This is a genomic window from Kitasatospora sp. NPDC006697, assembly GCF_042869935.1.
In the GTDB taxonomy this organism is placed as follows: Bacteria; Actinomycetota; Actinomycetes; order Streptomycetales; family Streptomycetaceae; genus Kitasatospora.
In genome coordinates this window covers 1-20,509 of record NZ_JBIAGU010000036.1, presented here as the reverse complement: position 1 = coordinate 20,509, position 20,509 = coordinate 1, and the positions used below count along the sequence as shown (strand labels likewise).

The following is a 20,509-nucleotide window of genomic DNA, read 5'->3' as shown; positions in this document are numbered from 1 at the left end:
TTTGTGCCGCTCCTAAACAAAACAGCGTCCGCCCGCCGCCCGATATCCTCCGCCGACCTCCCGCCCGCCTGGTCCGCCGCCCGGACCGCACTCACCGCCTTCTTCGCCATCGACGGGTTCCTCTTCGCCGCCTGGGTGGTGCGCATCCCCGACGTGCGCGCCCAGGTGCACGCCTCGCACTCGGCACTCGGCCTGGCGCTGCTCTGCGTCTCGGCCGGCGCGGTCGCCACCATGCCGCTGATCGGGCGGCTCTGCCTGCGGTTCGGCAGCCGGCGGATCACCGTCGCCTCGCTCGCGGTGTTCAGCGCCGCGGTGGTGCTGCCGCCGCACGCGCACTCGGTGGCGACGCTCAGCGCGGTGCTGCTGCTCTTCGGCGCCGGGTACGGCGCGGCCAACGTGGCGATGAACAGCGCCGCCGTGGACATCGTCCGCGAGCTGCGACGGCCCGTCATGCCCAGCTTCCACGCGGGCTACAGCCTCGGCGGGCTGATCGGCGCGGGCGTCGGCGGGCTGCTGGCCGGCTCGCTGACGGCGGCCTGGGCGCTGGCGCTGAGCGGGGTGCTCGGGCTGCTGGTCACCGTCGGCGCGGGTGCCGTGCTGCTGCGCCGCCCGGTGGGGAGCACTCCCAGCCGCACCGTCTCCGCGAGCACCGCCGGCCCGTCCCGGCTGCCGGGCGCGCGCTGGCTGGTGCTGCTGATCGGCTTCACCGCGCTCTGCAGCTCCTACGGCGAGGGCTCGCTGGCCGACTGGGCCACCCTGCACCTGACCGACGACGTGCACGCCACCGCCTCGCTCGCCGCCTTCGGCTACGCGGCCTACGCCTTCGCGATGACCCTCGGGCGGCTGGCCGGCACCTGGCTGGCCGTCAGGTTCGGCCCGGCCCGGGTGATGCCGGCCGGCGGGGCGCTGGCGGGGCTGGGCATGCTGGTGGCCGCGCTGAGCCCGTCGGTGCCGCTGGTGCTGCTCGGGTTCGTGCTGGTCGGGCTGGGGCTGGCCAACCTCTTCCCGCTGGCGATGGCCCGGGCCGGCGAGATCGGCGGCCCGTCCGGGGTGGCCACCGCCTCCACGCTCGGGTACGCGGGCATGCTGATCGGGCCGCCGGTGATCGGGTTCCTGGCCGATGCGATCAGCCTGCCGGTGGCGCTCACCACGGTGGCGACCGCCAGCGCCGGCTCGGCGGCGCTCTCGCTGCTGGTCAACCGGCCGGCGTCAAAGGACAGGGCCAGGGGTGAGACTGTCGCATGAGCATTGACCACCTGCCGGCCGCCGACCGGCTGCCCGTCCCCTGGCGCAACGGCGGCGGCCTCACCCGGGAAGTCGTCAGCACCGACTTCTCCCGCGTGAGCCTCGCCGAGATCGCCGCCGACGGCCCGTTCTCCGCCTTCCCCGGCCAGGACCGGATCCTCACCGTGCTCTCCGGCGAGGGCATCGAGCTCACGGTCGGCGGTGCGGCGCCGGCGGTGCTCCGCCCGCTGCGCCCGTTCGCCTTCCCCGGCGGCGAGCCGGCCGCGTCCCGGCTGCTCGGCGGCCCGGTCACGGCGCTCAACCTGATCACCCGTCAGCCGGACGGCGCCGTCACCCTGGCGCCCGGTCCCGAGCTCCGCCCGGCCCCGGGGCGCCCGCTGCTCGCCCTCGACCTGGACAGCCTGGACGCCGTGCTGGTCAGCCACCCGGACACCCTGCGCACCCCGCCCGGCCGGCAGGCGGTCCTCACCCTCTGACCAGGCCTCAGACCCCAGGCCTCAGACCTCGCCCGGCGGCCGCAGGTCCCAGCCCACCAGCGCGCGCAGCTGCTCGGCGGTGACGCCCTCGGGCAGCGGCGTCGGCGCGGGGTTGCGGAACGGCGGCTGCCAGCCCTCCAGCTCGCTGTAGCTGCGCACCACCCGGGCGGGCGCGCCGGCCACCACGCTGAAGTCGGGCACCTCGCCGCGCACCACCGAGCCGGCCGCGACCACCACGTTGCGGCCCAACCGGGCTCCGGGCAGGATCACCGCCCCGGTGCCGATCCAGCTGCCCGCGCCGATCTCCACCGGCTCGTTGCGCGGCCACTGCTTGCCGATCGGCAGCGTGGTGTCCCGGTACTCGTGCGCCTGGTCGGAGATGTAGACGTTCGGCCCGGTCCACACGTCGTCGCCCAGCACGATCGACTGGTGCCCCACCAGGTGGCTGCCCCGGCCGATCACGCAGCCCCCGCCGATGGTGATCACCGGCTCCGGCCCGAGGTCCAGCCCGGGCAGGAACCCGGCGGAGAGCGTCACCTGCTCGCCGATGATGCAGAACGGGCCGATCCGGATCGAGCCCTCGTTGAAGATGGTGCCGGTCGGGAAGGCCAGCTTGCTGCCGTCGCCCAGCTCCCCGAACCGGTACGGCCCGGGGCTGGCCCCGGTCACCGCCCCGTGCTCGCGCACCCAGCGCCAGCCGCGGTGCACGGCCCGGCCGCCGGCGCGGCGGGCCCGGGAGCGGACGGCGGCGAGCAGACCGGAGGCAATGGACATGCGCACACGGTAGCCGCCGCGACCGCCCGCCCGACCCGCCGCGGGACGAACATCACACCAGCTCAGACGCTCAGTCCTGGCTGACGGCCCAGGGCGCGGGGCGGCGCTCCAGGAAGGCCCGCATCCCCTCCTGCGCCTCCGGCGAGCCGAACAGCCGCGCCGACTGCTCGACCCGGGCCTCGGTGTCGGCCGCGAAGGAGGCCAGCACCTCCGCGTTGACCAGCCGCTTGGACTCGGCCAGGCCCTGCGGCGAGGCCAGCCGCAGCGCGTCCAGCACCTCGGCCAGCGCCTGCTCGGGCTGCTCGGCGGCGATCGTCACCAGGCCGATCCGGGCCGCCTCGGCGGCGTCGAAGGTCTCCCCGGTCAGGTAGTAGCGGGCGGCGGCCCGCGGCTCCAGCTTGGGGCGCAGCGGCAGCGAGATCACCGCGGGCGCCAGGCCCAGCCGCACCTCGGTGAAGGCGAAGGTGCAGGCCGGACCGGCGATCGCCAGGTCGGCCGCGCCGACCAGGCCCAGGCCGCCGGCCCGGACGTGCCCGTTGGCCAGCACGATCACCGGCTTGGGGCACTCCACGATGGCGCGCTGCAGGTCGACCAGTCCGCGCGGGCCCACCGTCGGGTCGTCGCCGGTGGCCTCCGAGAGGTCCGCGCCCGCACAGAACACCTTGCCGGTGTGGCCCAGCACCACGGCCCGCACCTGCGGGTCGGCGGCGGCCTTGGCCAGTCCCTCGGTGAGCTCGGCCATCAGCCGGGTGGAGAGCGCGTTGCGGTTGTGCGGCGAGTCGAGCTCGAGGGTGGTCACGGCGCCCGCGGTGGTGACGCGGACGAACGGGCCTGCTGCGGCGCTGGTCATCGGTGTGGACCTGCCTTCCAGTGATCCGATGTGAGGGTGGGTCGGAACGGACTGGAACGACTCTGGCATGCCCGGGCCGAGAACACCACGGGCCCCTGGCCACACCTGCGCGTCAGGGCAGCACGGCGCGGAACAGCCGCCGCCCGGCCCGCACCACCGGCTGCGGCAGGGTCGGCCCGGTGTTGGCGAGGATCAGCGCCCCGGCGCCGGCCTCGGGGCTGAAGCCGACGTAGGCGGTGAAGCCGCGGGTGCCGCCGGTGTGCCAGAGCAGCGCCCGGCCGTCCACCTCCTTGAGGTTCCAGCCCAGCGCCATCCGGTTGCCGCCGTGCTCGCCCCGGGTGCGCGGCAGCTGGGCCGCCGTCAGCGCGGCGGTCAGCTCCGGGATCCGCTCGGGGTGCAGCTGTGCCTCCAGGTAGCGCATCAGGTCGGGACCGCTGGTGTAGAGCGCGCCGGCGCCGGCCAGCGCGTCGAAGGTCCAGTGCTCGGCGGCCCGCCCGTGGTGGTAGCCGGTGGCCGCGCCGGGCAGCAGCTCGTGCGGCCCGGCCACCGTGCTGTCCCGCATGCCCAGCGGGCGCAGCACCCGCTCGGTGAGCAGGGTCGGGTAGTCGGTGCGGGCCGCGTTGGCGAGCAGTCGGCCGAGCAGGCCGACGCCGTAGGTGGAGTACCGGACCTGTCCGCGCCGGGCCGGGTGCAGCCGGGCGGTGGCGTGGTAGAGGTCCTGCGGGCGGTAGCGGCGGTAGGGGTTGCTGAGCCACTGCCGGGCGCCGCGCCGGAAGAGGTTGGGCGGCAGCTTGGGCAGGCCGCCGGTGTGGGTGGCCAGTTCCAGCAGGGTGACGGTGGACTGCGGCGCGGCTCCGGCGGGCAGGTGGCGGGCGATCGAGTCCTGGTAGCCGACCTCGCCGCGCTCGGCCATCGCGGCCAGCAGCAGTGCGGTGAAGGTCTTGGTCAGCGAGCCGAGCGCGAACCGGGTGCCCGGCCCGACCAGCCGCCCGCTCGCCGCCCACCCGGCGAGCAGCAGCTCCTGCTGCTCGCCCCGGGCCAACCCGGCCGCCAGCCCGGGCACCTGGCGCTCCGCCAGCAGCGGGGCGGCGGCCGCGGCGAGGGTGCCGCTCAGGTCGGTGCCTGCCGCGGCGGTCGGGGCGGGCCCGGTCATGACGCCACCGCCAGGGCGCGGGAGACGGTCAGGGTGCCGGCCACCGCGGCGACGATGGTCGGGTGGTGGTGGTTGCGGAAGGCGGCGGCCGGGTCGTCGGGCGCCCGGGTCAGGCCGTTGGGCAGCATGCCGTCCGCGCGCTGCGCCGCGGCCAGCCGCTCCCAGGCCTGCGGGTGCCAGTCCGGCTCGCTGAGGCAGACGTCGGTGATCAGCAGTTCGCCGAGCAGGTCCCAGCTGCGGGTCTCGGTGAAGACCTCCACCCAGACCGGCAGCCAGCGGTGCAGGTACTCCTGCAGTTCGGCGGGCAAGCCCTCCGGGGCGGCGCCCCAGTCGGTGAGGTGGAAGACGGTGTGGGTGACGCCGTAGGCGTTGTAGGTGTCCAGCATCCACGGCTCGGGGGTGCCGCCGAGCCAGGTCAGCGCGATCTGGTCGGCGAGGTCGGGGGGATCGGGCAGGCCCATCCGGCGGCGGGCGGCCAGCACGGCGAGCCGCCGGTTCGGCACGTGCTCGGGCACCCGGGCGGCGCGCAGGCCGGCCAGGTGGGCGGCCAGGGCCTCCAGCGGCGGGTGGTGCAGGCCGGCCATCACGAAGTGCGAGTAGATCTCGGTCGGGTGGGTGGCCGGCGGGGTGTGCCGCTGCAGCTCGTAGAGCAGGTCGCCGGAGTCGAACTCGCGCCAGGCGAAGTCCAGCAGCTCGTCGGCGGCCTGCGCCGTGCGCGGTCCGGCGACCGCCTCGCGGCGGGTGATCGCGGCGCTCAGCGCCAGCTCGGCCAGCGCCTTCAGCTGCTCGCCGTCGATCTCCCAGTGCGGGACGTCGCGGGGCAGTGCGAAGGCGGTGCGCATCGCGCCGAGCCAGCCGAGCGCCTGGTCGGCGACCTGCTGGGCGCGGCGCACGGTGGTGGTGTCCATTCAGCGCTCCCCTCGGGCGAGGCGGCGGGCCAGCGCGCTCTCCAGCATGGTGCGGGGCTGGTCGGCGGCGAGCTGGTCGATGTGGTCGAGGGCGGGGGCGAGCAGCGGTTCCGGCAGCTGCCGGTGGTCCAGCGCCAGCCAGCGGGCGAGCCGGGCGGCGCTCAGGTGGTCGCGGCGCAGCAGGGCGCGGCTGAGGCCGCGGCCGAGGTCGAGCCGGCGGCGGCGGGCCTGCTCGCGCTGCGGGCCCTCCAGCGGGGGCAGGGCGAGCGGGGAGCAGCGCACCAGGTCGGCGGCCCAGGGCGCCCAGTTCCCGGGTTCGGCGGCGGCGGGCGCCCGGCCCGCGAGGCCGGGCCAGTCGCCGGCGGCGACGCCGAGTTCGGCGAGCGCGGCGGTGAGCGCCTGGTCGCGCAGGGCCCAGAGGGCGGCCTCCGGGTCGGTGCCGGGCGGGGCGGGGAATGCGCCGACGGCGGCGTGCAGCAGTTCGGCGTCGGCGGCGGGCAGGGCGTGCCCGGTGAGCAGGTGGGCACTGAGCACGTCGGCCCCGAGCACCCGGATCGCGGCGAGGGCCGGGACGGGTTCGGGGCGGGCGGCGACTTCGCGGTGCAGGCTGACCGGGTCGGCCGTGCCGCGGATCGCCTGGACCAGTTCGGCGGCCAGTGCCTGGGCGGCCGTTTCGACCGCACCAGGCACCGTCTCATGGTTGGTGATCACGGAAACCGTGGTCCTCTAGAACACCTGGGCGCAGGCCAGGTTCTGCACCGCGCCCTGGTAGGCGTCCTCGACCGGGGCCTCCTTCTTCCGCGGGTCCGTGGAGAGCAGTGCCGCCGCGGCCAGCAGCAGCAGTGCCAGGCCCTGTGCGGAGCCCGGTCCGTAGGACTGGGACGCCTCACCGGTGGCGATCAGCGAGCGCACCTCGTCCTGATCGCCGGCCGTGGGCACCATGAACTCGTAGGCGCCAACTTCGTGGACAGACATACCGGTTACCTCCTTGGGTAAAGTCGGGTCCGGTACTTCCACGCTGCGCCGACCGGGTGGGGGCCGGGGGCTGCTGCTAGGCCATTCGGGTGAGGGCTGGCGGACTGTCGTTCGCGAGAAGTCGAATCCTGTCGGATTCGTCAGCATTTGGTTGACGTGTCGTCAACTCCCCGCGAACGGCGGCCTACATCCGCAGGATGAGATCGCCTCCGCAGGCCGGTACCGGAGGCCGATGCCCAGGTCAGGCGGCCGGCTCTAACGTTCTGCTCATGATCAGCGACAACCCTGCCGCTGCGGCCCCGCCGGGGGTCGCCACCAGCCCCGGACTGCCCGCCCAGCGCAGCCGTCCCACCGCCCCGGCGGCGCCGGTCACGCCGGAGCGGCGGCTGCCGCTGCCACTGCTCCGGGCGGTGGCAGCGGGTGGCGGGGTGGCGCTGCTGGTCGGGGTGGTCTGGGCCGTCTTCCTGGCCGGGCCGGTCGGCGACCTGTCGGCCCAGGCGGCCTGGAGCGACTTCGCCGCCCGCCACCCGGGCGCCGCCTACGACTTCGGCTGGTACGGCGGGATCCACCCGGCCTCCTACAGCCTGCTGACGCCCTATCTGATGGCGGCCCTCGGGGTGCTGCCGGTGGCGGTGGCGGCGGCCACCGCTTCGGGGGCGCTGCTGGCGGTACTGGTGGCGCGCTCGCCGGTGCGGCGGCCGGCCCTGGTCTCGGCCTGGGGCGGCCTGGCGATGGCCAGTGACATCGTGGCCGGGCGGGCCACCTTCGCGGTCGGGCTGGCCTTCGCGCTGGCCGCGGCGGTGGTGGCGCTGCCCGGGCCGGGCCGGCCGGCCCGCTGGCCCCGGCTGCTCGCGGCCGGGGCGCTGGCGGCGCTGGCCACCCTGGGCAGCCCGGTGGCCGGGCTCTTCGTGGAGGTGCTGGCGGCGGCGCTGCTCCTCACCCGGCGGCGCCGGCTGGGCCTGGCGCTGGCGCTGCCGCCGCCGGTGCTGGTGGTCGGCACCAGCCTGGCCTTCCCGTTCGGCGGGGTCTATCCGATCCCGGTCTCCACCACGATCTACACCACGCTCTGCGCGCTGGCCGTGGCCCTGCTGGTGCCCGGCCGGTGGCGGGCGGTGCGGATCGGCGCCTGGCTCTACGCGGCCGGCACGCTGGCCACCACCGCGGTCACCAGCCCGATCGGCGGCAATGTGCAGCGGCTCGGTCTGCTCTTCGGCGGGGTGGTGCTGCTGGGCGCGCTCTGCTCGGAGGCCTGGGCGGCGGCCGGCCGCTGGAAACGGGTGGCGCTGGCCCTGGCCTGCGCGCTCGCCATGGCCTGGACGGTCAACGCGGACCTGCGCGGCAACCCGAGCCCGCCCCCGGCCGGCACGGCCGACGGGCTGCTCGCCGAGCTGCGCGCCCGCCACGCCGACCAGGCCCGGGTGGAGTCGGTGCCCCGGGACGACCACTGGGACGCCTGGCGCCTGCTGCCCACCGTGGAGCTGGCCCGCGGCTGGAACCGGCAGGCCGATGTCGAGCTCAACGCCGCCTTCTACGACGGCTCGCTGACCGCCGACCGGTACCACGACTGGCTGCGCAAGTGGTCGGTGCGCTACGTGGTGCTGCCCAACGCCAAGCTGGACACTGCCGGCAAGGCCGAGGGCAAGCTGGTGGCCGCCCGCCCGAGCTGGCTGACCGAGGTCTGGCACGACCCGCACTGGACGCTCTTCGAGTTCACCGACGCCCAGCCGATGGTCGACGCCCCGGCCGTGGTCGACCGGGCCGACGACGGCTCGGTGCTGCTCACCGTGCCGGCCGCCGGCTCGGTGACGGTGCGGGTGCCCTGGTCGCCCTGGCTCACGGTGCACGGCCCGGCCGGCGCCTGCCTCGCCCAGGACGGCGACTGGACCAGGCTCACCGCCGCCGCCCCCGGCCAGTACCGGATCGACGGCCGGTACAGCTGGCCGCGCGGCTCGGCCTGCCACGGCTGACGGGCCGTCGGAACGGCGGCGGTGCCCCGCTCCCGGGGAGAGCGGGGCACCGGTGGCACGCCGTCAGGCCGGCGGCTTCAGCCAGTGGCCCCAGTGGTCCGGCCCCTCCGGTCCCGGCTCGGCGCGGCAGCAGGGGCGGGTGCACTCCTGGTCCTCGTCCTCTGGGTCGAGCACGAAGGTCTCGGTGCCCTCGATCACTCTGGGGATCTTCTCGCGGTCCATCCTTGCCCCTCCTTCGACCTGGGATCGGGAACGACATTACCTTCCGCTGTCGGTCATGTACATGGCGTATCTGTTCGAAAAGCCAATCGCCCGAGGAGCCGAACCGCCCGGCTCAGCCCAGCCAGCCGGGCCGGACCAGGCCCGACTCGTAGGCCAGCACCACCAGCCGGGCCCGGTCGCGGGCGCCCAGCTTCACCATGGCGCGGCTGACGTGGGTCTTCGCGGTGAGCGGGCTGACCACCAGGCGGCGGGCGATCTCCTCGTTGGAGAGCCCCATCCCGACCAGGGTCAGCACCTCGCGCTCACGGTCCGTCAGCAGCTCCAGCGAGGGCCCGGTCCCGCCGCCGGGCTCCTTCGAGCGGGCCGCGAACTCGCCGATCAGCCGCCGGGTCACCCCGGGCGAGAGCAGCGCGTCCCCCGCCGCCACCACCCGGACCGCGCGCACCAGGTCGGCCGGCTCGGTGTCCTTCACCAGGAACCCGGCCGCACCCCCGCGCAGCGCCTCGAACACGTACTCGTCCAGCTCGAAGGTGGTCAGCACCACCACCCGCACCCCGGCCAGCTCCGGCCGCCCGCCGATCTGCCGGGTCGCCGCCAGCCCGTCCGTGCCGGGCATCCGGATGTCCATCAGCACCACGTCCGGCCGCAGCTCCCCCGCCAGCCGCACCGCCGCCGCGCCGTCCTCGGCCTCGCCCACCACGGTGATGTCCGGCTGCGCGTCCAGCAGCGCCCGGAATCCGGCCCGCACCAGCGCCTGGTCGTCCGCCAGCAGCACGCTGATCATCCGTCGGCCTCCGATTCCTCGCCCGCCCCCGCCACCGGCAGCCAGGCCTCGACCCGGAAGCCGCCCTGCCACGGACCCGCCGCCAGCGTTCCGCCCAGCGCCGTCGCCCGCTCCCGCATGCCCGGCAGCCCGTTGCCGCCACCTGGCGGATCGGCCGGCTCCGGCCGCCCCGCCGGCCCCGGATCGGTCACCCGCACCGTCAGCCCCTCCGGCGAGCTCCAGTCCAGCAGCACCTCCGCCTCCCGGGCGGCCGAGTGCCGGATCACATTGGTCAGCGCCTCCTGCACGATCCGCAGCGCCGCCAGCCCCGCCCCCGGCGGCACCGCCCGCGCGCTGCCCGCCGTCCGCACCGCCACCGCCAGCCCGGCCTCCGCCGCCTGCTCGGCCAGTTCGGGCAGCCGGTCCAGCCCCGGCGCGGGCCGCCGCGGCGCCTGCGCCCCCGGCCCGCGCAGCGTGCCCAGCACCTGCCGCACCTCGCCCAGCGCCTCCTTGCTGGCCGCCTTGATCGTGGTCAGCGCGGCCCTGGCCTGCTCGGGCCGGTCGTCGATCAGCTCCAGCGCCACGCCCGCCTGCAGGTGGATCAGCGAGATGCTGTGCGCCAGGATGTCGTGCAGCTCGCGGGCCATCCGCAGCCGCTCCTCGTCCGCCCGCTGCTGCGCCCGCGCCGCCCGGGCCGCCCGGCGCGCCGCGATCCGCTCGTGCCGGAACCGCAGCAGCTCGGCCGCCGCCGCCAGCAGCAGCGCCAGCGCCGTCACCCCCAGTTCCTGCCACCAACCGCCGTGCCCCGCACCCGGCAACCGCCCGGCCGGCACGGCGAGGGCCAGCAGCAGGTGCCCGAGCCAGACCCCGCCCAGGCTGAGCCAGGCCGCCCGCCGGCAGCCGCGCAGCACCGCGCCGACGAAGGCCACCGCGAACCCGGCGAAGACCGGCCCGTACGGGTAGCCGGCGCCCAGGTAGACCAGCAGCACGGCGCCCGTGCCCGCCACCACCGCGCCGGGCCGGCGCCGCCGCAGGAACAGCAGCGCCGGCCCGGCCAGCAGCAGCGCGACGGCGAAGGCGTCCAGCGCGTGCCGCGGCGGCACCTGGTGCCGGGCGGCCGGGAAGCTGCCGGCCACCTGGACCACCGCGACCAGCACGGCGAGCACCGCCACCGGCCGGTGCCGCCCGCCCCCGCGCACCCACGGCGGCTGCCACGGCGGCTGCCACGCCCGGTCCCGCTCCTCGGCGCCCTCGCTCATCCGTCACCGCCCTCCGCGACGCTCCTGCTTCGAAGGCTAGGCGCGGGCGGGCCGGGACGCGTCCGACCGGCGCGGTGGCCCGGCGTACTCCCCACGCAGTAGGCGCACCCCCGCAGGAGGCGCCCCGATCAGCGCGCGGCCATCGCCGCCAGCCGCCGGGCCGCCCGGTACTGCCGCAGGATCTGCGCGAAGCTGGTGTGCCCCTGGGTGGTCTGTGCGAAGGCCTTCCACGCCGGCCCGATCACGCCCACCGCCAGGTGGAACAGGTGCGGCCGCCGCTCGAACGCCGCCAGCATCACCTTGCCGGCCCGCATCTCCACGCCCAGCCCGGCCTTGACCGCGAAGGCGTAGTTCAGCGCCTGGCGCCGCACGTCCTGCGGCGTGCCGGCCTCTGCCACCTGCACCGCCCACTCCCCCGCCAGCCGCCCGGAGCGCAGCGCGTAGGAGATGCCCTCCCGGGTCCACGGCTCCAGCAGCCCGGCCGCGTCGCCCGCCACCAGCACCCGGCCGCGGGAGAGCGGCGAGTCCTCGGCCCGGCACCGGGTCAGGTGCCCGGACTCGATCGTCGGCGTGAAGCCGGACAGCCCCAGCCGGCGGATGTAGTCCGCGAGATAACGCTTCGTCAGTTCGCCGTCGCCGCGCGCCGAGATGACGCCGACGGTCAGCGAGCCGGAGTCGGTCTTCGGGAAGACCCAGCCGTAGGAGCCCGGCAGCGGCCCCCAGTCCAGGTGGATCCGCCCCTCCCAGGAACGGCTGACCTGCTCGGGCACCGGGATCTCGGCCTCCAGGCCGAGGTCGATCTGGTCGAAGGTGACGCCCACGTGCCGGCCGATCCGGCTGGCGCTGCCGTCCGCCCCGACCACCGCGCGGGCCAGCACCCGGCGCCCGTCGGCCAGCAGCACCACCGCGGTGCGCCGGTCCGTGCCGCCCTGCTCGACCCCGGTCACCGTCACCCCGGTGACCAGCACCGCGCCGGCCTGCTCGGCCGCCTCGGCCAGCCGCTGGTCGAACTCGGTGCGGTTGACCAGCCCGAAGAGCATCCGGTTCGAGCGCCGGGTGAAGGTGTAGCGGCCGTTCAGCGCGAAGGTGACGGCGTGCACCCGGTCCTGGAACGGAATCTTGAAGTCGGCCGGCAGGCTGTCCCGGGACGGGCCGACGATGCCGCCGCCGCAGGTCTTGTAGCGCGGGTGCTCGGCCTTGTCGAGCAGCAGCACCCGCCGGCCCTGCACCGCGGCGGCGTGCGCCGCCGAACTGCCGGCCGGTCCGGCCCCGACCACCACGACGTCCCAGACGCCGTCGAGCGGATCGTCGCCGACCGGCTCGGCGGCGGGTGCGTCCGGGCCGGGCGAGGCGGTGCCGGGCGCACCCATCGCCGGCTCGGCCGGCTCCGCCGGAGCAGCCGGCTCTGCGGACAAGCTGGGATCAGACGTGTTACCGGAATCTCTCACGACGGGTCATCCTATGCGCCGAGCCCCGGACTCCCGCCCTACCGGCGCCACGCGCGCCCCGGCCCGCCACCTATGCTCGACGCGCAGAAGATCGTCCACGCGCTTCCGGAGACCCTCATGACCGAATCCGCTCTCGCCGCCGCCGTCCGTGCGCTGATGCCCAGGGCCAGGCGCGAACTCGCCGAGCTGGTGGCCTTCCCGTCCGTCGCCGATGCCGACCTCGGCCTGGAGCGGGAGTGCCGGGCCGCCGCCGAGTGGGTGGCCGGGGCGCTGCGCGCCGAGGGCCTGACGGGGGTTCGGCTGGTGGACACGCCCGACGGCACCGCCTCGGTCTACGGCGAACTGCTCGGCGTGCCGGGCGCCCCGACCGTGCTGCTCTACTCGCACTACGACGTGCAGCCCGAGCTGGACGCGGCCGCCTGGGACAGCCCGCCGTTCGAGCTGACCGAGCGCGACGGCCGCTGGTACGGGCGCGGCGCGGCCGACTGCAAGGGCAACATCCTGATGCACCTGACGGCGCTGCGGGCGCTGCGGGAGACCACCGGGGCACTGCCGGTCAACCTCAAGGTGATCGTCGAGGGCTCGGAGGAGCAGGGCACCGGCGGCCTGGAGCAGTACGCCCGGGCCAACCCCGACCTGCTGCGCGCCGATGTGATCGTGATCGGCGACGTGGGCAACTTCGCCGCCGGGCAGCCCACCACCACCGCCTCGCTGCGCGGCGCCTGCGACGTCTTCGTCGAGGTCCGCACGCTGGCCGGCAACCTGCACTCCGGCCAGTTCGGCGGCGCCGCGCCCGACGCGCTGGCCGCGCTGATCCGGATCCTCGACTCGCTCTACGACGAGCGGGGCGGCACCGTCGTCAAGGGCCTGCCCTGCGACCAGACCTGGACCGGCCTCGAGTACTCCGACGAGCAGTTCCGGGCCGACGCCAAGGTGCTGGACGGCGTGCAGCTGATCGGCGGCGGCAAGGTCGCCGACCGGCTCTGGGCCCGCCCCTCGGTGACCGTGCTCGGCATCGACGTGCCGCCCGTGCTCGGCGCCGCCGGCTCGGTGCAGGCCGCCACCCGCGCCAAGCTCTGCCTGCGGGTGCCGCCGGGCATGGACGTGCACGCCGCCCAGCGGACCCTGATGACCCATCTGGAGTCGGTGGCGCCCTACGGCGTCCAGGTCACCGTCACCCCGGGCGCCAGCGGCTCCCCGTTCAGCGCCGAGACCTCCGGCCCCGCCTTCGAGGCGCTGGGCAGCGCGATGCGCGAGGCCTTCGGCGTCGACCTGGCGGTCTCCGGCATGGGCGGCTCGATCCCGCTCTGCAGCGCGCTGCGCGAGCTCTACCCGGACACCGAGATCGTGCTCTTCGGCGTGGAGGAGCCGACCACCCAGATCCACGCGGTGAACGAGAGCGTGGACCCGCTGGAGCTGGAGCGGATGACCCTCGGCGAGGCGCTCTTCCTGCGCGACTACGCGGCCGGCTGGGGCAAGTGACGTCACGGTGATCCGGTGGGCCGTCAGGGTGACCGCGGGTCAGCCTGACGGCCGTGCGCCCCGGATCGCTCAGCGCGCCCTGAGCCCGGGCCCCAGCGCGGCCGGGGTGCCCGCCTCCAGGTAGTGCGGCGCGTCGCCGGTCCGGGCGGTCAGCGCGGCGGTGAGGCGGCGGTGGCGGTTCGGCGGCAGCAGGTCGGCGGCCTCCTCGGGGGTGACGGCCCGCCAGGCGCGCAGCTCGTCCGGGGGCAGCCGCAGCGCGGCGCGCTGGCCGGGGGTGAGCCGGCCGCCGTCGTAGACCAGCCGCAGGCCGCCGCGGCGGCCGTCGGTGGCGGGCTCCCAGTCCACCGCGAGCAGCCGCAGCGCCGCGGGCTCCAGCTGCAGGCCCAGTTCCTCGGCCACCTCGCGCACGGCCGCGTCGGTGGGCGCCTCGCCCCGCTCCACCACCCCGCCGGGGAACTCCCAGGCGGGCTTGTAGACCGGGTCGACCAGCACCACCCGGTCCTGCTCGTCGAAGAGCAGCACGGCCGCCGCCACGGTGTCCGCGCCGGTCGGGGCGCTGCGCACGATCGGGCAGCGCGCGCTGCCGTCCTTGACCAGCTCGGCCAGCGTCTCGGCGACCTGGCGGGGGGTCAGCCCGGTGGTGTCCACCACCCGGGCGTCGCGGTGCAGCCAGCCCTGGGCGGCCCGGTAGGCGGCCAGCGCCTCGCCGTCGTGCAGGATCGTTTCCTCAGCGTGCAGCACGAAGTGGTGCACCGTCAGCCCGCGGGCGGCCAGGGCGCCGAAGATCTCGTCCCGGTACTCCTCGCGCAGCAGCGTCATCGGCACCACCAGGGTGCCGGGCACCTCGCTGAGCAGGGCCGCGGCCACCTCCGGCACCAGCCGGCGCCAGGACGGCAGCTCCTGGAAGCCGGCCACCTCCGCCAGCCGCCGCTCAGGCAGCAGCTGCCGCAGGGCCGCCCCGACCTCGGCCGGCTCGAAGAGCCGGCTGTCCGGCAACAGCTCCACCAGTTCCCGGCAGGCGCTGGTCTTGCCCGCGCCGAATGACCCGTTGACCCAGACGATCACGACTTCCCCTGACCTCGGCCTACCCCAAGTCCGCGGCGCCGGGCAGCCCGGCACCCGCTCCGGGTGGTACCCGCACCGGCCGACTCCTCATGCCTGCCGAGCTGACGTCCGGTCACTTCCCGGGCGTCCGCGCGCGCCCACCCGCTCCCGCACGCTCCCGGCGCACTCCCGGGTGGTCCCCCGCGCCGCCTCACCCCTCCAGCAGGCGCTTCTTCAGCACCTTGCCCATGGCGTTGCGCGGCAGCTCGTCCACCAGCACCACCCGCCGGGGCCGCTTGTGCACCGACAGCCGCTCGGCCACGAAGGCGGTCAGCTGATCGCCGGTCACCGCGCCGTCCGGCACCACGAAGGCCACCACCGCCTGCCCGAGGTCCGCGTCCGGCGCGCCGACCACGGCCGCGTCGGCCACTGCCGGGTGGTCCCGCAGCGCGGCCTCCACCTCGCCCGCGCCGATCTTGAAGCCGCCGCTCTTGATCAGGTCCACCGAGGCCCGGCCGACGATCCGGTGGAAGCCGTCCGGCCCGAGCACGGCCACGTCGCCGGTGCGGAACCAGCCGTCGGCGGTGCGGACCTCCGCGTCCGCGTCGGGGCGGTTGAGATAGCCGTCGAACAGGGTCGGGCCGCTGACCTGCAGCTCGCCGACACTCTCGCCGTCGGCCGGCACCGGCTCGCCGTCCTCGCCGACCAGCCGGGTGGCCACCCCGGCCACCGGCAGCCCGACGCTGCCCGGCCGGCGCTCGCCGTCGAAGCGGGTGGAGACGGTGATCAGGGTCTCGGTCATCCCGTACCGCTCGATCGGCGGGTGCCCGGTCAGCGCGGCCAGCCGCTCGAAGACCGGCACCGGCAGCGGCGCGCTGCCGGAGACCAGCAGCCGGGCCCCGGCCAGCGCCCGGGCCGCCGGCTCGTCGGCCGCGACCCGGGACCAGACCGTCGGCACGCCGAAGTAGAGGCTGCCCGCCGCCGCCGCATACCCCGCCGGGGTCGGGCGGCCGGTGTGCACCAGCTTCCCGCCGGTGCGCAGCGCGCCCAGCACGCCCAGCACCAGCCCGTGCACGTGGAACAGCGGCAGGCCGTGCACCAGGGTGTCCTCGGCGGTCCAGCCCCAGGCCGCGGCCAGCGCGTCCAGATCGGCCGCGACCGCGCGCCGGGAGAGCAGCGCGCCCTTCGGCGGGCCGGTGGTGCCGGAGGTGTAGAGCACGAAGGCGGGCCGCTCGGGCGCGGGCTCGGCGTCGGCGAAGTCGTGCTGCTCCGCGAGGTCCACCGGCAGCGCGGCCAGGCCCGGCGGCAGCTCGCCGTCGGCTCCCGCCAGCAGCTCGGCGCCCGAGTCGCGCAGGATGTGCGCGCGCTCCACCGGGCCGGCGTCCGGTGGCACCGGCACCACCGGCACCCCGGCGAGCAGGCCGCCGACCACCGCCGCCACCGTCTGCGCGGTCGGGGTGGCGACCACCGCGAACGCCCGGGCGCCGCCGACCCGCGCCGCCACGGCGCCCGCCGCGCCGAGCAGCCGCTCCCGGCTGAGCGCCAGGCCGTCGATCCGCAGCGCATCGGCCGCGTCGCCCTGACCGTCCTGAAGTGCCGTCAAGAGGTTCACGTCGGCACTCTAACGGGCCCGCAACGGCCGCAGGGCGCGCTCCCCGTTCCGGGGAGCGCGCCCTGCGGCGGCGGGCCGGCGCGGGCTCAGCCCTTGCGCGCCTTCACCTCACCGGTGAGCTGCGGCAGCACGTCGAACAGGTCGCCGACGACGCCGTAGTCGACCAGCTCGAAGATCGGCGCCTCCTCGTCCTTGTTGATCGCGACGATGGTCTTCGAGGTCTGCATGCCCGCGCGGTGCTGGATCGCGCCGGAGATGCCCGCGGCGATGTACAGCTGCGGCGAGACCTGCTTGCCGGTCTGGCCGACCTGGTTGCTGTGCGGGTACCAGCCGGCGTCCACGGCGGCGCGCGAGGCGCCGACGGCCGCGCCGAGCGCGTCGGCCAGCTCCTCGACCACGCCGAAGCCGTCGGCGGCACCGACGCCGCGGCCGCCGGAGACCACGATCGCGGCCTCGGTCAGCTCGGGGCGGCCGGAGGAGACCCGCGGGGTGCGGGAGGTGACCTTGGCGGCGTTGCCGGTGAACTCCACCGACACGGCCTCGGCCGCGCCGGCGGCCGGGGCGGCCTCGGGGGCGGCGGCGTTCGGCTTGACGGTGATGACCGGCGCGCCGTGGGTGACCTTGGACTTCACCTGGAAGGAGGCGGCGAAGACCGACTGGGTGGCGATCGGGGTGCCGTCGGCGCCGGCCTCCAGGTCGACGGCGTCGGTGATGATGCCCGAGCCCAGGCGCAGCGCGACGCGGGCCGCGATCTCCTTGCCCTCGCCGGAGGAGGTGACCAGGACGGCGGCCGGGTTGACGGCCTTGGCGATCTGGGTGAGCGCGTCGACCTTCGGCACGACCAGCAGGTCGGCGAACTCGGCGGCGTCGGCGGTGTAGACCTTGGCGGCGCCGTACTCGGCGGCCTTGGCGGCGATGCCGGCGGCGGCGTCACCGGCGCCGAGCACGACCGCGCTGGGCTCGCCGATCCGGCGGGCCAGGGTGAGCAGCTCCAGCGCGGGCTTGCGGACGGCGCCGTCGGCGTGGTCCACGAGGACCAGGATCTCAGCCATGATGTGTTCTCTCCTGAGGAACGTGGTGGGCCTGGCGGCGGGTCAGATGAACTTCTGCTCGGCGAGGTAGGCGGCGAGCTGCTTGCCGCCCTCGCCCTCGTTCTTGACGATCGTTCCCTTGGTGCGGGCGGGGCGCTCGGTGACGGTCTCCACCGCGGTCCAGGCGCCGGCCAGGCCGACGGTGTCCGCCTCGATGTCCAGGTCGTCCAGGTCCAGGCTCTCGACCGGCTTCTTCTTGGCGGCCATGATGCCCTTGAAGGACGGGTAGCGGGCCTCGCCGGACTGGTCGGTCACCGAGACGACGGCCGGCAGCGCGGCCTCGACCTGCTCGGTGGCGGCGTCGCCGTCGCGGCGGCCCTTGACGGTGCCGCCCTCGACCGAGACCTCGGAGAGCAGGGTCACCTGCGGCAGGCCCAGGCGCTCGGCCAGCAGCGCCGGCAGCACGCCCATGGTGCCGTCGGTCGAGGCCATGCCGCAGACCACCAGGTCGTAGCCCGTCTTCTCGAGCGCCTTGGCGAGGATCGCGGAGGTGGCGATGACGTCCGAGCCGTGGATGTCGTCGTCGTTGACGTGGACGGCCTTGTCGGCGCCCATCGACAGCGCCTTGCGCAGCGCGTCCTTCGCGTCGTCGCCGCCGACGGTGAGCACGGTCACCTCGGCGCCGTCGTTCGCCTCGGCGATCCGAAGCGCCTGCTCGACACCGTATTCGTCGAGCTCCGACAGGAGGCCGTCCACGGCGTCCCGGTCGGTGGTGGTGTCGTCCGCGAAGCGACGGTCACCGGTCGCGTCGGGCACGTACTTCACACAGACAACGATCCTCAAGCTCACGGCCTGTCTCCTGTACTGGTCTCGTCCGGCGGCTGCGGCAGTGCAAACGGAGGGGTCCGCCCATTGGCGGCACCCGCTACGGACAGCGGATCACAGCTGTCCCGACCGGCACTTCCGGCAGCATACTCGGCAGCTTCCCGCTCTGGTTACTCGTCAGTATCTAAATATCGGTCGCCCGCGCCCTGCCGCAATACCAGGGCGGTCAACCCCCTGGTCATTGTGACGAAGCTCTCGGCGTTCTCCGAGGTCAACCCACCGGTGAACGGCCGTTCACGGGCCTGCGGAAGAGGATTCCACAGCGGCGGCGAGCGCCGCCAGGACCTCGGCCCGCCGGGGCTGTCCGGCCGCCCGGCGCACCACCGCGCCGGAGGCGTCCAGCACCAGGGTGGTCGGGGTGCGGTCCACGGCCAGGCGGCGCACCAGTTCGAGCTGCTGCTCCGCGTCGAGGTCGACGTGCCGCACGCCCGGCACCAGCTCAGCGGCCTGTGCCAGCACCCGGCGGGTGGCCCGGCAAGGCTGGCAGAACGCGGTGGAGAACTGGACGAGCGTCGCCCGACTCCCCAACGGCCCGTCCACGCCGAGCTCGGCAGCCGACAGCCGCACCGCACCGCCCCTCTCCGCGCGCCGCCCTGGCGCGCATCCGCGAGGCCAACCGTACGCGGTGTGATGACAATCTCGCGGCGCACGGGCACCCCCGGGTGACAGGAGGCGTTGTCAGGAGAGACCATTCTGGTCAGAAACACCCGTGTCAGCCGCGGCGTGCCGCGGCCCAGCGCCAGGCGGACCGTGCGGCCGGGCGGGAGCCGTCGTACCGGGCTAGGGCCCGTCGGAAGAAGTAGGGCTGACCGTGGCAGAGTTCGTGTACCCGCCGGTGATCCGCGCGGCGCTGACCCTCTTCAAGGCGTTGGACGTGCGACTGGACATCCAGGGCGCCGAGCACGTGCCGGCCACCGGCGGTGCCGTCCTGGTCAGCAACCACATCAGCTACCTGGACTTCATCTTCGCCGGCATGGGCGGCTACAAGGACTCCCGCCGCAAGACCCGGTTCATGGCGAAGGACGACGTCTTCAGGCACCGGATCTCCGGGCCGCTGATGCGCGGCATGAAGCACATCCCGGTGGACCGCACCGACGGCCAGCCCGCCTACGACGAGGCGGTGCGGGCGCTGAAGGCCGGGGAGGTGGTCGGCGTCTTCCCCGAGGCCACCATCAGCCGGTCCTTCATGCTGAAGAAGTTCAAGACCGGCGCGGCCCGGATGGCCGCCGACGCCGGCGCGCCGCTGCTGCCGGTGGTGCTCTGGGGCACCCAGCAGCTCTGGACCAAGGGGCACCCGAAGACGCTGACCAAGCGGCACGTTCCGGTCACCATCGTGGTCGGCGAGCCGATCCACCTGGCGCCGACCGACAAGCCGGTGATGGTCACTCGGCGGCTGCGGGCGGCGATGACCGAGATGCTGGACCGTGCCCAGCGCGAGTACCCGGCGCGCCCCAAGGGGCCGGAGGACAGCTGGTGGCTCCCGGCGCACCTCGGCGGCAGCGCACCGACGCCGGAGCGGGCCGAGGAGCTGGACGAGCAGGAGGCGGCCGCCAAGGCCGCCCGCCGGGCCGCCGCGCTGACGGGCTGAAAGCTTTCGGCAGGGCCGGGCATCCGATGGGGTGCCATCCGCACGCGGTCGCGTGCGGATGGCACCCCATCGGTCGTTCAGGCGGTCGCGAGGGCCTGCGCCAGGCGGCGGCTGGTCTCGGCCCAGGCCTCGGCGGACTGCTTGGGCAGCAGGTCGTCCCAGAGCGGCAGGCAGGTGCCGCGCATCTGCAGCATCCCCTCGGGACGGGCGATCAGCCACCAGTGCAGGTGGGCGCCGCCATCGCCCCAGCGGTTGACGTGCACCCGGGCGATCCCGCCGAGCGAGAGGATCGCGCGCTCGACCCGCTGGAGCAGCACGCCCATCTCGGCCACCAGCTCGGCCGGAAGATCGGTCAGGTCGTAGTGGCCGCGCGGCAGCAGCGACACCATCACCGGCAGCGCGGCCGGCTCCTGCATCGTCCGGACCATCCAGTTCTCGTTCGCCCAGATCACCGCCGGGTCCTCCGCGCCGCGCTCGCAGGCGAAGCAGCCCTCCGGGCCGTGCTCGCCGTTGCGGGGCGGCTCGGGCAGCACGGGAGGCTCCAGCACCTTGATCTGGATGTCGCCCTCGTAGGGGAAGACGTCCCAGAACGGGATGCCGTCGGCGGGCAGCGGGATCCGCTCTCCGATCGGGAGGCTGCGGACGAAGGCGCCGGCTTCGGTGGAGCCGGGCTCGGTGGTCTGATTGTCGATCATGGCCCGAATACTGGCAGAAACGCGAAGAAGCCCCCACCGAATAAACGGCGGGGGCTTCTTCTGAATGATTGTTCGGCGGCGTCCTACTCTCCCACAGGGTCCCCCCTGCAGTACCATCGGCGCTATGAGGCT

21 protein-coding genes are annotated in these 20,509 nt (G+C 75.2%); 5 read left to right on the top strand and 16 right to left on the bottom strand.

Annotated elements, in window-relative coordinates; all coding sequences use genetic code 11:
• Positions 1-3: 3 nt before the first annotated feature.
• Both ACFYNO_RS34900 and ACFYNO_RS34895 read left to right on the top strand, forming a co-directional pair.
• Positions 4-1,245 (top strand): MFS transporter, encoded by a 1,242-nt coding sequence (locus ACFYNO_RS34900; protein WP_388021558.1) that lies wholly within the window; start codon positions 4-6, stop codon positions 1,243-1,245.
• Complete coding sequence (locus tag ACFYNO_RS34895; protein WP_388021557.1) at positions 1,242-1,721, top strand: HutD family protein; 480 nt, start codon at positions 1,242-1,244, stop codon at positions 1,719-1,721. Before ACFYNO_RS34900 ends, ACFYNO_RS34895 begins: the two co-directional genes overlap by 4 nt.
• Positions 1,722-1,742: 21 nt before the next feature.
• Here the strand turns inward: ACFYNO_RS34895 and ACFYNO_RS34890 are convergent, their stop codons facing one another.
• From ACFYNO_RS34890 to ACFYNO_RS34865, 6 genes are all read right to left on the bottom strand, one after another.
• Complete coding sequence (locus ACFYNO_RS34890; RefSeq protein WP_388021556.1) at positions 1,743-2,495, bottom strand: acyltransferase; 753 nt, start codon at positions 2,493-2,495, stop codon at positions 1,743-1,745.
• 70 nt (positions 2,496-2,565) lie between these two features.
• The gene (locus ACFYNO_RS34885) at positions 2,566-3,345 is read right to left on the bottom strand and encodes an enoyl-CoA hydratase family protein (RefSeq protein WP_388021555.1); all 780 of its coding nucleotides are present in this window, start codon (positions 3,343-3,345) and stop codon (positions 2,566-2,568) included.
• Positions 3,346-3,457: 112 nt separating this feature from the next.
• Positions 3,458-4,498, bottom strand: a complete 1,041-nt coding sequence (locus ACFYNO_RS34880) for a serine hydrolase domain-containing protein (protein ID WP_388021554.1) — start codon at positions 4,496-4,498, stop codon at positions 3,458-3,460.
• Positions 4,495-5,406, bottom strand: coding sequence for a DUF6895 family protein (locus ACFYNO_RS34875; protein WP_388021553.1), 912 nt, complete (start codon positions 5,404-5,406; stop codon positions 4,495-4,497). The genes ACFYNO_RS34880 and ACFYNO_RS34875 overlap by 4 nt, the downstream gene beginning before the upstream one ends.
• Positions 5,407-6,117 carry a hypothetical protein gene (locus tag ACFYNO_RS34870; protein WP_388021552.1) on the bottom strand — a complete coding sequence of 237 codons (711 nt, stop codon included), beginning with the start codon at positions 6,115-6,117 and terminating at the stop codon, positions 5,407-5,409.
• A gap of 15 nt (positions 6,118-6,132) precedes the next feature.
• Entirely contained in the window at positions 6,133-6,381 is a 249-nt protein-coding gene (locus ACFYNO_RS34865; protein ID WP_388021551.1) for a hypothetical protein, read from the bottom strand.
• A 269-nt stretch (positions 6,382-6,650) separates the two neighbouring features.
• On the opposite strand from ACFYNO_RS34865, the gene ACFYNO_RS34860 reads away from it, so the two are divergent.
• Positions 6,651-8,348 (top strand): MFS transporter, encoded by a 1,698-nt coding sequence (locus ACFYNO_RS34860; RefSeq protein ID WP_388021550.1) that lies wholly within the window; start codon positions 6,651-6,653, stop codon positions 8,346-8,348.
• Positions 8,349-8,411: 63 nt separating this feature from the next.
• Here ACFYNO_RS34860 and ACFYNO_RS34855 read toward each other — a convergent pair whose 3' ends face one another.
• The 4 genes from ACFYNO_RS34855 to ACFYNO_RS34840 all read right to left on the bottom strand — a co-directional run bounded on the left by ACFYNO_RS34855 (position 8,412) and on the right by ACFYNO_RS34840 (position 12,007).
• Positions 8,412-8,570 carry a hypothetical protein gene (locus ACFYNO_RS34855; protein ID WP_388021549.1) on the bottom strand — a complete coding sequence of 53 codons (159 nt, stop codon included), beginning with the start codon at positions 8,568-8,570 and terminating at the stop codon, positions 8,412-8,414.
• A gap of 112 nt (positions 8,571-8,682) precedes the next feature.
• Complete coding sequence (locus ACFYNO_RS34850; RefSeq protein ID WP_388021548.1) at positions 8,683-9,354, bottom strand: response regulator; 672 nt, start codon at positions 9,352-9,354, stop codon at positions 8,683-8,685.
• Positions 9,351-10,592, bottom strand: coding sequence for a sensor histidine kinase (locus ACFYNO_RS34845; RefSeq protein ID WP_388021547.1), 1,242 nt, complete (start codon positions 10,590-10,592; stop codon positions 9,351-9,353). The genes ACFYNO_RS34850 and ACFYNO_RS34845 overlap by 4 nt, the downstream gene beginning before the upstream one ends.
• Before the next feature lie 128 nt (positions 10,593-10,720).
• On the bottom strand, positions 10,721-12,007 hold the full coding sequence (locus ACFYNO_RS34840; RefSeq protein WP_388021546.1) for a geranylgeranyl reductase family protein: 1,287 nt from the start codon (positions 12,005-12,007) through the stop codon (positions 10,721-10,723).
• A gap of 150 nt (positions 12,008-12,157) precedes the next feature.
• Between ACFYNO_RS34840 and ACFYNO_RS34835 the strand changes: the two genes are divergently transcribed.
• Positions 12,158-13,522: a dipeptidase gene (locus ACFYNO_RS34835; RefSeq protein ID WP_388021545.1), complete on the top strand. Its 1,365-nt coding sequence runs from the start codon at positions 12,158-12,160 to the stop codon at positions 13,520-13,522.
• A gap of 69 nt (positions 13,523-13,591) precedes the next feature.
• Here ACFYNO_RS34835 and ACFYNO_RS34830 read toward each other — a convergent pair whose 3' ends face one another.
• From ACFYNO_RS34830 to ACFYNO_RS34810, 5 genes are all read right to left on the bottom strand, one after another.
• Entirely contained in the window at positions 13,592-14,587 is a 996-nt protein-coding gene (locus ACFYNO_RS34830) for an NUDIX domain-containing protein (protein WP_388021544.1), read from the bottom strand.
• 190 nt (positions 14,588-14,777) lie between these two features.
• Positions 14,778-16,178, bottom strand: coding sequence for an AMP-binding protein (locus tag ACFYNO_RS34825; RefSeq protein ID WP_388021543.1), 1,401 nt, complete (start codon positions 16,176-16,178; stop codon positions 14,778-14,780).
• An 86-nt stretch (positions 16,179-16,264) separates the two neighbouring features.
• Positions 16,265-17,230, bottom strand: a complete 966-nt coding sequence (locus ACFYNO_RS34820; protein ID WP_388021542.1) for an electron transfer flavoprotein subunit alpha/FixB family protein — start codon at positions 17,228-17,230, stop codon at positions 16,265-16,267.
• A 42-nt stretch (positions 17,231-17,272) separates the two neighbouring features.
• Positions 17,273-18,058, bottom strand: a complete 786-nt coding sequence (locus ACFYNO_RS34815; protein WP_388021541.1) for an electron transfer flavoprotein subunit beta/FixA family protein — start codon at positions 18,056-18,058, stop codon at positions 17,273-17,275.
• 270 nt (positions 18,059-18,328) lie between these two features.
• A complete protein-coding gene (locus ACFYNO_RS34810) occupies positions 18,329-18,661 on the bottom strand; it encodes a thioredoxin family protein (RefSeq protein WP_388021540.1) in 333 nt (110 codons plus the stop codon).
• Positions 18,662-18,905: 244 nt separating this feature from the next.
• Between ACFYNO_RS34810 and ACFYNO_RS34805 the strand changes: the two genes are divergently transcribed.
• The gene (locus ACFYNO_RS34805) at positions 18,906-19,682 is read left to right on the top strand and encodes a lysophospholipid acyltransferase family protein (RefSeq protein ID WP_388021539.1); all 777 of its coding nucleotides are present in this window, start codon (positions 18,906-18,908) and stop codon (positions 19,680-19,682) included.
• A gap of 77 nt (positions 19,683-19,759) precedes the next feature.
• Here the strand turns inward: ACFYNO_RS34805 and ACFYNO_RS34800 are convergent, their stop codons facing one another.
• Positions 19,760-20,377 carry an HIT family protein gene (locus ACFYNO_RS34800; protein WP_388021538.1) on the bottom strand — a complete coding sequence of 206 codons (618 nt, stop codon included), beginning with the start codon at positions 20,375-20,377 and terminating at the stop codon, positions 19,760-19,762.
• Between the last annotated feature and the right edge of the window lie 132 nt (positions 20,378-20,509).